Raw genomic sequence first — 9498 nt, 5'->3', positions numbered from 1 at the left:
GTCGAGCGACACCGCCGGTGAGGTCGTGCCCGTCACCTTCCGCTCGCGCATCACCGAGCTCGGCGTCTTCGAGCTGTGGTGCGCCGCCACCGAGGGCGACGACGAGTGGAAGATGGAGTTCAGTGTGCGGGAGAGCGGCGCCTAGTGTCCCGTTTGCTTAGAACCTTCAGAATATCTCCGGGGGCCGGATGGGTTACGCATACCACTGGAAAACCCCGACATAGTCCTCCGGTGGAAAGAGGCCGGCGGCGATATCCGCTCTGGCCGACTGAAAGGCATCGCGACCGACCAGGCGCTCGAGGAAAAAGCGGGCTCTGATGAGCCGAATTCGCGGGATGTCGGCTGCCATATCGGGGCGGGTCTGGGCCAGGTTCACGACTCCATCCAGATCTTCCGGGTTCTCGGCGTTCTCCACCAGATTGTTCAGGATCGGATCCGCCACACCATCCGCACAGGGGTTGTGGACCAGCAACTGGCCGCCGCCGACGAAGTAGGTATGGTCCTGTTCGACTTCGAAGTTGTAGACCACGAAGCGCCCCTTCTTCGTAACGATACGGCCGATCTCGGCGGCCTCGCCAAGAAGGCGGCGCAAACGATCGCCAACCACCAGATCCGCGGCTGGCACCCACTGGCGCCCCTCGACCCAGAACGGATGCTCCGGTGTGGTTTCGATCACCTCGCTGCCGACCGTCAACTCGATGATCTGCGAGACGTGGCGGCTGAAGACCTTGGTGACCGGACGCGAATCGATCCGCCCGCTGGTCTCGTCGAAGGCGCGCACCAGGGCGCCGACAGTGACGCCTTCGATCGGCGAGGAGCGATCCGCCAGCGCGACTTCGGTACCGGCGCGAAAACAGCCCGGTGCGTCGTCGTCCTGGGTGCCGAAGTCATCCAGCTCGACGTCGCCCAGATCGTCGGCGCTACCGGCCAGCTCAGCGCCGGCGTCCTCAGCCCCCGTGGCGGCCGCGTCGCCGGCGCCGGTGGCCGCGGCATCGGCGGAGGCATCGACCGCAGCGTCGGCGCCGGCGGCCAGGGCGTCGCCGACGGCGGCGCCGATCCCCGCGGTCACTGCCCCGACGGCCAAACCCACCGCCTCGGCACCAGCGAACCCCCCGATACTGAAGTTCTTCAGATGGGTGGCGGTGTACACCTCGCCGCTGATGCCGGCACCGATCAACGCACCTCCGGCCCCCTCCACCGCGGTGCCGGCTGACAGCACGTCGACCGCCACCCCCGCCACCACCTCGGCGGTGCTGACGACGAAGCCGGCAATATCCTTGAACAGATCGCTCAAGCTGAACTTGCCGGAAGGATCGACGAAGTCGATCGGGTCGTCGCCATCGAAGAGGTAAGGGCTGAAGAATTGATCGGCTGGATCGGTGGAGTAGAAACGACCGAGGCGCGGGTCGTGCAGGCGAGCGCGGAAATTGTAGAGCCCCGTCTCCCGGTCGAGCTCCTGACCGGTGAATAGATAATTCACCGAGTCGGTCGCTCCGGCGCTGCGCAGCAGGCCGCCGAACGGCCTGAAATCGTAGGCCGCAACGACTTTTTTGTCGGCCGCGTCGACCACCACCCGGGTCGACTTCTGGTGATCCTTGATCACATAAGAGAGCTGGCCGTCTCGGCGTACGGCCAGGAGGCCGTTGGGCTCGTGGATGTAGAGGATCGTGTCCTCGGTCTGGCCGCCGGACACCTGTTCGATCAGCGGCCTCCCGACCACGTCGCGGAGATAGATCCTGCTCTCGGGCGCGCTCCCCCGGACGGATTTCATGATCCGCTCATCAAGGTCTCCATACAGGAAGTCGACGGTCGTGTCCGGCGCCACGTCGATCGTGGTGGGCCTTTGCGACAGCGGGTCATAGGCCAGGCGGGACAACGGCTTGCCGAGGTCGCCGGCTCCGCTTGCCGAACGGGTCACGTTGCCGTTCGGGTCGTAGGCAAACTGCGCTGCGGCGCCGCCATCGGTGTTGAGCACCCGGTTCGTGTCCTCGACGTAGCGGTAGCTCGCCTCGTCGCCGCCTCGCGTGAGCGCGACGAAGTTGCCGTTGCCGTCATAGTCTCCGACTTGCAGGCTGCCGGCTTCGATCGGTGTGTTCTGGGCGCTGGTGAGCCGATCGGCCGGGTCGTATTCGAACTGGTAGGCGTAGCTCGCCGGCGAGCTCTCCCAGCTGAAAGCGTCTTCGATCCGTGCGATCCGGCCGTTGAAGTAGCCGTCCTCGCCGGTCTCCTCGGGGGTGTAGAGCAGCGCCTCGCTGAGAAAGTCGTCGCGCAGGGTCCGCAGCCATCCCGGCGAGTTGTATCGGTACTCGCGCTCGATCGTTTGTGCGCCGCCGTTGTTCAGGCTCTCTTGGCGGCGTCGGCCGTCGGCGTTGTACCCGATCATGGCGTAGAGGTCCGGTTGCGTGAGGGACGGCCCGACGGCTTGCAGGAGACCTCGGTCGTTGTAGGTGTAGAGGACTTCGGTCGGGCTCTGACCCTCCGCGGTGAGGCCATCGGGATAGATGATTTTGAGGAGGTTGCCCAGGTCGTCATAAACGAACAACGAGGTGTGTGGCCGACGACCGCCGGGCGGTTTTGTCGAATCCCCACCCGTCACCCGGATTGTCTTGGAGATCGGGTTACCGAGGCTGTCATAGGTATAGTTTTCGACCACGTCTGCCTGGCCACGCACGCCATTGTTGCTGGCGACGGCGCTCACGCGGCCGATGGCATGGGGGGTCGCGCCGTCCCCGTCGTAGGTGAGCTGCTTGCGCCAGGTGGGCGGTGTGGGCGGCCAGTCCGGCTGCGCGGCTCGCGCCGTGAGCTCTTGCTCGTTCCACTCGAACGCCAGGTAGCCTTCCTCGATCACGCGGCCGAGCGGATCGTATTTGAAATAGAGGATGTACTGCGGCGAAGCCTGGGCGCCGTTGCCATCTTGCTGGAAACGAAGCCTGCTGCTGGCATCGTAGATGAATCGTGAGGGGAGGCGCTCGAAGCGGCCGCCGGCCTCCACGCCCTGGTCCGGGCCTTGCCGCCGGACCAATCGATTGCGCGCATCGTAGTGCCGTGTCGTCACCCAAGCTTCGGCGTGGGTGCCGGCGGGCGGGTCGAAGAAATTCGGTGGCCGAACGACGGTCGCGTTACCCGCCGCGTCATATTGGTAGACCACCGTGACGGGGGCCTGCCCGGTCTCCATCAGGGTGCGTTTGGCGATCGTTCGCTCGAGCTTGTCTTTGAGAATGAACGTCGTCTCGCCGTTCGGGTCGACCGTCTTTTTCACCAGGTATTCGGCCGCCGGCAGTTTCAAGTCGGCGAAGATGCCAGTGGCCGCATTGGTCAGGTAGCTGTAGCGAAAGGTATGCGACTCTTCCGGCGGTTGCACCGGTGCGATGGCGAAGTCTCTGCCCGGTCGGCCCTTCTCGATCAGTCGGGCCAGCTCCGAGTCGTCGAGTCGCAGGCGGGAGAAGGGAAAACCCTGATCATCGGAGCGCCCGTCCTGACCCTGGTAATAGTCCGTCAGATCGCATCGCCCCATGGTGCCGAGCTCGGGGTCGATGGCTGTGGCGAAGCGCGGGCGGAACCCGAAGATCTGACCGGCGAAGCGCACGCTCTTGGTCCTGACCGTGGTCCGGCCGAGCGGGTCGTAGAGCAGCTGGCGTCCGACGAGAGCGTCCTCCTCGAGCAATTGAGTTTGCGTCCGACGCTTCGCGCCGTCGGTGAACGTCGTCGTGGCCAGGGGCTGCAGCAGCACCAGGACCTGGGCGAAGGCGACACCTTGATCAGTGGCGAAGAGGGTCAAGGCGCCCTGGATGGGGGGTTGGCTGGCCGACAACGAGGTCTGCAGAATCTGACGGCCGTCGAGGTAAAAGGTCGCCAGGTGATCGCGGGTGAGGAGGAGCCACTCCATCGAGGCTGCCGGAGAGACTTCGGCGCGATCGAGGATCGTGCCACCGGCCCCCAGCATCTGCCACACGGCGGCGCTAGCGTTCCACTGCACTGTCAGTGCCGCGCCCAACTGAATGCCGAGGTTGCCTTGCAGGGGCAAGCCGCGGTTGGCGACCACATGCACGTGGGCCGCCATGTCCCTCAGCCCGTCCGATGCCTGCAGGGTGACGGCATCTCTCGTCACTCTCTGGTGGGTCAGAGCACGCCCCATGACTTGCCAGGCGCTGGCCGAGCCCGAAGGCGTCCAGCGGCGCTGCCAGTCGGTCGTACGGAAGTCGTCGAAGGGGCCGCCGTTGCGGGCGCGCAGGGCCAACCGGCTGTTCGGGTCCACGCTGTTGAAACGGTCGGCGTTGCCGTCGCGTGAGAAGTAGCGCGACGAGAGGGAGGCGACGGTGTCGCCCGGTCGGGTCCTGGCGATCGGCCGCAAGAGCCTGTCGTAGAAAAAACGTACGGTGTCGCCATTGGCACCGAGTCGGGCGATCGGCCGGAAGGTCACGACGTCATAGACCGTGGCGGAGAATCGGCAAACCAATGGCAGGAAGACGAGGTCGTCGAGCAGCACGGAACGGGCAGCGCTGGCGTTGGTGGCCGTCGTCGTGACCGTCACGCCGGTGTCGCCGGCCGGCACGTCGAGGTAGATGAAGAGATGCTGCCAGGCCCCCCCGGTGTCGGGAATCTTCAGTCGCTGGGTTGTGGCGCCGACCCTCAGGGTCCAGGCGGCCTGTACCGCGCCGTCACCGGCCTCGGTCTTCACCCAGCAAGCGAAGACGTAGCGCTCGCCGGGGTCGGCGACGAACGAGTTCTCGACCCCCGGTCCGCCCGCTGGCAGGCGTAGACAACGCTCGCCGGTGTGCGAGTCCGAGGTGTCGAAGAGCGCGTCGAGCGAGCCCCTCGTCGCCGCCCAGCCCTGATCCTGCTCGTAGGGCTGAAAGCCGGTGTAGCTCGCGGCACGACCCGCCGCACGACCCGCTACATGACGCAGCAGCCGGGCGTTGTTGAACCGTGCCACCGGTCGCAGACCGGCGCTGTCGTACAGGGTCGAGGCCGCACGGCCCTCGGCGTTGGTTCGTTGGCTGATCAGGCCGGCGTCGGTGCGGCGCTCGATCTGCGAGATTTTCGTCCATCCGAGGTTGACGATGTCGGGATCAAAATCGAAGGCGGCCTTGGGGCTGCCGGCGTCGTCGCCTTCCCAAGCCCAGGTCTGCCAAGCACCCCAGCGTGGCGGGGTCGGGCTTGGCCGGGCGACCGCCGAGGGGCCCTCGGCGACCGTGTCGGTATACGTCGTCACCGAGCTGTGGACCGGTTTCTGGTCGACCAGCAGTAGCTTCTGGGCGATCGCATGCAGTTGACGCGCTTGCCGCATACCAGCGTAGGCCTCCCAGGCATAGAGGAAGCTGCTGGTGCGCTCCTCTGCCGTGCCGTTGGCATCGAAGTCGATGGTCGAGCGAGTGCGGACGTTGCCGGTCCGGGCGTCGTGGGTCAGGGTCTGGATGCGGGTGACCGAAGCGCTGGCCGAGACGGCGTCCGTATCATCTGCCTGATCCTCGCCGAGGCTGTCGATGGCATCGCTGAGCTGGCCCAGGCGGACGATCACGGCGTCGTCGAGCGCGCTGAAGCCGCCTTCTTGGTCGAGATCGAGGGTCACGGGCACCCACTGATAGTGCCTGGAAGCGACCTGGGTGCCGCTGCGGTCGAATCGCGTCAGGGTGCGTTGGAAGCCGTTGGTCAAGGAATAGAAGCGGTCGATCGGCTGCTCGCTGCTCGCCGGCTCGAGACCGTTGAAGTAGGTGTAACGGCTGCTGGCCAAGGTCTCGCCACTGGCCGGATCCAGCCGCCGAGCGCAGACTTTGGGGTACTGCACCACCTCGCCGGTCGGGTCGAAGACCGCTTGGGGGACGTCGTACTCGTAGGCCGTCCGCAGATCACCCTCACCGGTTTCGATCTCGACCCTGGAGACGACGGTGTCGCGCAGGGGGTCGGTGGCGGTGGTATCGAAGATGCGGTGCAACTGGAAGTGGCTGGTGTTCTGAAACTCGGTCTCGGCGGGGTAGGTGGCGAGGGCTCTGGAGCTGGCCAGGAGGGTGCCCGCTGCGGGCGGCGACTCGAATTTGGCGTCGGGGAACAGGGCCTCGATGCGGATGACGCCGTTGTGCAGCACCGCGACCGCCGTCGTCGGCGCCTGGCCGCCGCCTTCGGGTACCTGGCCGGCCAGATAGACCGGGCCTTGATTGCTCAACAAGGACTCGGGCACGCCCGACAGCTCGCCGATGCCGCCGAGCTCGGAATGCCGGTTGCGGAAGAAGACGCGCTGGCCCAGGGTCAGGTAGCGGTCGCTGAAACGGGGGCCTCGCGGCGGCGCGGCAACGGGAACGTCGGCGAAAGCGGCCAGCTTCCACTCGGAGGTCAGCACGTCGTACGTCAAGGTCTGATTCTGGGTGTATCGGGACCGGTCGGCGCCGAGGTGTGCCTTGAAGACCAGATCGTCGCTGACGCCGACGAAGTCGCTCCGCGGATCGAAGCCGGTCCTCTGCGAGACCCAGCGGCTGCCGTTGTAGCGGTACGAGCGGCCGCCGTTGACGACCGTGCTCTCAGCCACCTGGGTGGCCAGATCGTCACCGGTGAGAAACGTCTCGGCAAAGCCGGTGTAGCCTCTGGCCCAGCGGACGATGTGGATCGACGAACCGTCCTGCGTGGTGTGGGTTCCCGCCGCGAAGCCTTGCCCGATCTGCCAATAGCCGTTGGCGTACTGGCTGATCCACGGGAAGCTCTGGGCCGGGAAAGCATGCGACTGCCAACGCGTGCCCCCGTCGAGATAGAAGATCTCGTCGACCGGCGCGCCGTCGCGGTTGTCGGACACCAGCAAGAGGTTGCCGCGACCCGCCAGAGCGACGTGGTCACTGGTGGCCAAGGGAAAGCCGGGGGCGGGCGCCCAGCGGCCGCTTGCCGGAGCCTGCAGGTAGCTGAACAGGCGCGTGTCCCCGCCGCGGTGCAACGCGACGAAGCGGGTGCCGGCGACCAGAGCGGTCTCGTCGGGGAGTGGCGAGGCGTTGGCCGGCAGCTGCAGGCGGGTCACCCGCCATTGGCCGAAACGGTAGCGTGCCTTGTCGAAGATCTGCAGCAGGTTGGTGCCCGAGAAGTGGAGGCCGAAGAACGTCTCTTCCGTCACCACCTGGATGTGGTCGAGATCGAGATCACCACTGCCGGAGAAGGTCCATGCTCGCGACCATCGCCCGCCATAGGAATACACGTCGAGTTGGTACTGCTGGCCCTGGGATCCCTGGTACCAAAGGACGACGATGTAGTCCGGGCCGAACCACAGCCGCGGCACGGCGCTGCCCCAGCTGTCGCCGGACGGGCGCCGCGCCTCGAAAGCCAGGCTGAAGACGTCGTTGGAGCTCAGGTCGACGCTGTCGTAACTCCAGCGGACCTGCCCACCCTCTGGGTAGGTGACGCTCTCCAGCCGGCCGCGAGAGGGCGAATCGGCGGCGAGATCGTAGGCCATCTGCAGCGGTGGCAGGGCCTGGATGTCGCGCCGCGTTTGCTGCACCTGCAGCAAGTATCGCTTGACGAAGGGGGACAGCGCCGCGGCGCTCTGGCTGGGGGTGGCGTCGCCGTCTCCGGCACTGCCGCCGTCTCCTGCACTGCCGTCGGCGGCCTGGGGCGTCAGGTCTAGCGGCTGGGAGAGAAAAGCCAGGCTGTAGTCGGCGTCGGCCGGGTCGTCGGCGCCGGCGGGCAGGACGTCCAGGCGGCTCAGGTAGAGGGTTTCGTAGCGATCCTGATAACCCGTGCCGGTCTTGAAGGCGTTCGCGGGCAGGGCATGGGGCGGCAGGTACTCCTCCGGCTCCTTCGCCTCGTAGTGCAATCGCACCTGGCGGCCCATCGCATCGATCACCGTCGCCAGGTAGCTGGCACGGGTGTAGGTGTGCGGCGAGTCCGGTCGCCGCGGGGTGAACACCGGCACGTCGTCGGCCAGGTATCGGTAGCGGATCGTATTGCCGAAAGGATTCTCGATCCGGGCCAGATTCCAGGCCAGGGCGTACGGCGTCGGCGAGCCCTCGGGCTGGGTGCTGCTGCCGGCCCAATTGCCCCAGGCCATGCCCCGTTGGACGGTGTTGGCTCCGGCGACGGAGGTGCCGCCGAAGGTATAGACCAGGCCATCGTCGCGCCGCAAGGTCCACTCTTCGTCTTGCACTTGATAATGGAATTCCCACAGGGGATGCGTGCGCGAAGCGAAGCGAGCGACGGTGGATTCGCCGCTGCCCTGGGTGGAAACCAGAGTGAGTGGCTCGGGCTGACCGCCCTGGAAGAGAACGAAGCGACCCTCGAACCAGGTCGCCGTTCCGGGCGCGTCCAGGGCGATATAGTCGAACGGTAGGGTCCAACCGAGACCCAGAATGCCGGTCCGCGAGTCGAGGTTCCAGGTATCGACTTGGCGCCCGACATTGCTGCCATAGAGCGCGATGATTTGAAGATCCAGCCCGTTGGGCCCCGGGAGATCGACCAGTTTGAGAGACAAGTTGATGTCACCTCGGTAGAGGTTGACGCTCTTCGCAAGGTTGCCGAGCTTCGCGGCATCCAATTGAAAACCGCGCACCTGAGGCTCCGCCTGCGCCGGAATGGCTCTTGGGGAAGGGTTGTTTTGCATGGTCGCTACTCCCGTGGATCGTAGTGAGGTGGCTCAGCCCATGTGTTGCGGCGCCTATCGCGGGCTCTGCTCCGAACAGCAGAACCCGCACACAGAGAAGGCGAGGCCTCGAGCTTCGGTGCGAGGAGTCGCCTTCCCTGTCACAGTCTTCCCTGTCACAGTCTTCCCTGTCACAGTCAATTGCCGATCGCGAGGAATGAAAAAGAAGCTGCCAAGGTGGTCGGCCCGCCGGTCCCGATCGTGCCGATGTGCAGGGCTACCTGATAGGTTCTCCCTCCGGCACCGGGGACTTTGACACTCGGGTAATAGGACCCTAGGGCCGACTCGCTCAGGGCCGCGAGCGGATCGTTGACTGTCACGAACACCGCCGGCGTGTTATCGAAACCTTGCTCTAGAACAACGGAGTAGAAACCTGACGTTTGACCTGGGGCGATGGTGTCGATGCCCTGGCCGGTGAACGTGTTGGTTTGCGCATCGTAGCTGGCCCAGACCGTCCGACTGTCGCCGGTTGTGGTGGGCGGCTGTGCTTGCTTGCTCATCCTTCTCTCCTTGGATTGGGGAGCGATCGATCCCGCGCCGGCGGGAAAAGCCGCCCCCGTTGTGTCTCGGGCCCGGCTCGCATTGAGCCGTGGGCCGCGTTCGGAGGAGGTGCTGTCACCAGCCGCGCGGCGGTCTCAGTTTTTTTTCAGATCGCTCGCGGAATCACCTCGGAGGGTGGCATCAGCGAGGGGCCCGGCGGGCCTTCGAGCGCCTGAGCGACAGGCTGCCGACGGTTTTTCGGCTAGTCGGCGTCGACTCGGATCGTCAGGCGCTTGGCGCCCTGCAGGCGGCTGCCGCTGGCATCCTGCACCTCGGCATAGTACGTCCCCGGTCCCGGCACGCTGCGCATGCTGAACAGGCGGTAGTTGCCCGACGCCTCGTTGGCCGGC

General features: G+C 66.0%; 2 protein-coding genes. Both read right to left on the bottom strand.

The window, feature by feature from the left end; translation table 11 throughout:
• Positions 1-193: 193 nt before the first annotated feature.
• Positions 194-8569 (bottom strand): RHS repeat-associated core domain-containing protein, encoded by an 8376-nt coding sequence (locus tag AAF481_20105; GenBank protein MEM7483469.1) that lies wholly within the window; start codon positions 8567-8569, stop codon positions 194-196.
• Positions 8570-8745: 176 nt separating this feature from the next.
• Complete coding sequence (locus AAF481_20100) at positions 8746-9108, bottom strand: hypothetical protein (GenBank protein MEM7483468.1); 363 nt, start codon at positions 9106-9108, stop codon at positions 8746-8748.
• Positions 9109-9498 lie beyond the last annotated feature (390 nt).

It is taken from the genome of Acidobacteriota bacterium (assembly GCA_039030395.1).
Lineage (GTDB): Bacteria > Acidobacteriota > Thermoanaerobaculia > Multivoradales > JBCCEF01 > JBCCEF01.
The sequence above is the reverse complement of the archived record's forward strand: the minus strand, read 5'-3'. Positions and strand labels throughout refer to the sequence as shown.

Coding starts and splice junctions, on each gene's coding strand:
- AAF481_20105 (MEM7483469.1), bottom strand. CDS start 8,569: ATGCAAAACAACCCTTCCCCAAGAGCCATTCCGGCGCAGGCGGAGCCT.
- AAF481_20100 (MEM7483468.1), bottom strand. CDS start 9,108: ATGAGCAAGCAAGCACAGCCGCCCACCACAACCGGCGACAGTCGGACG.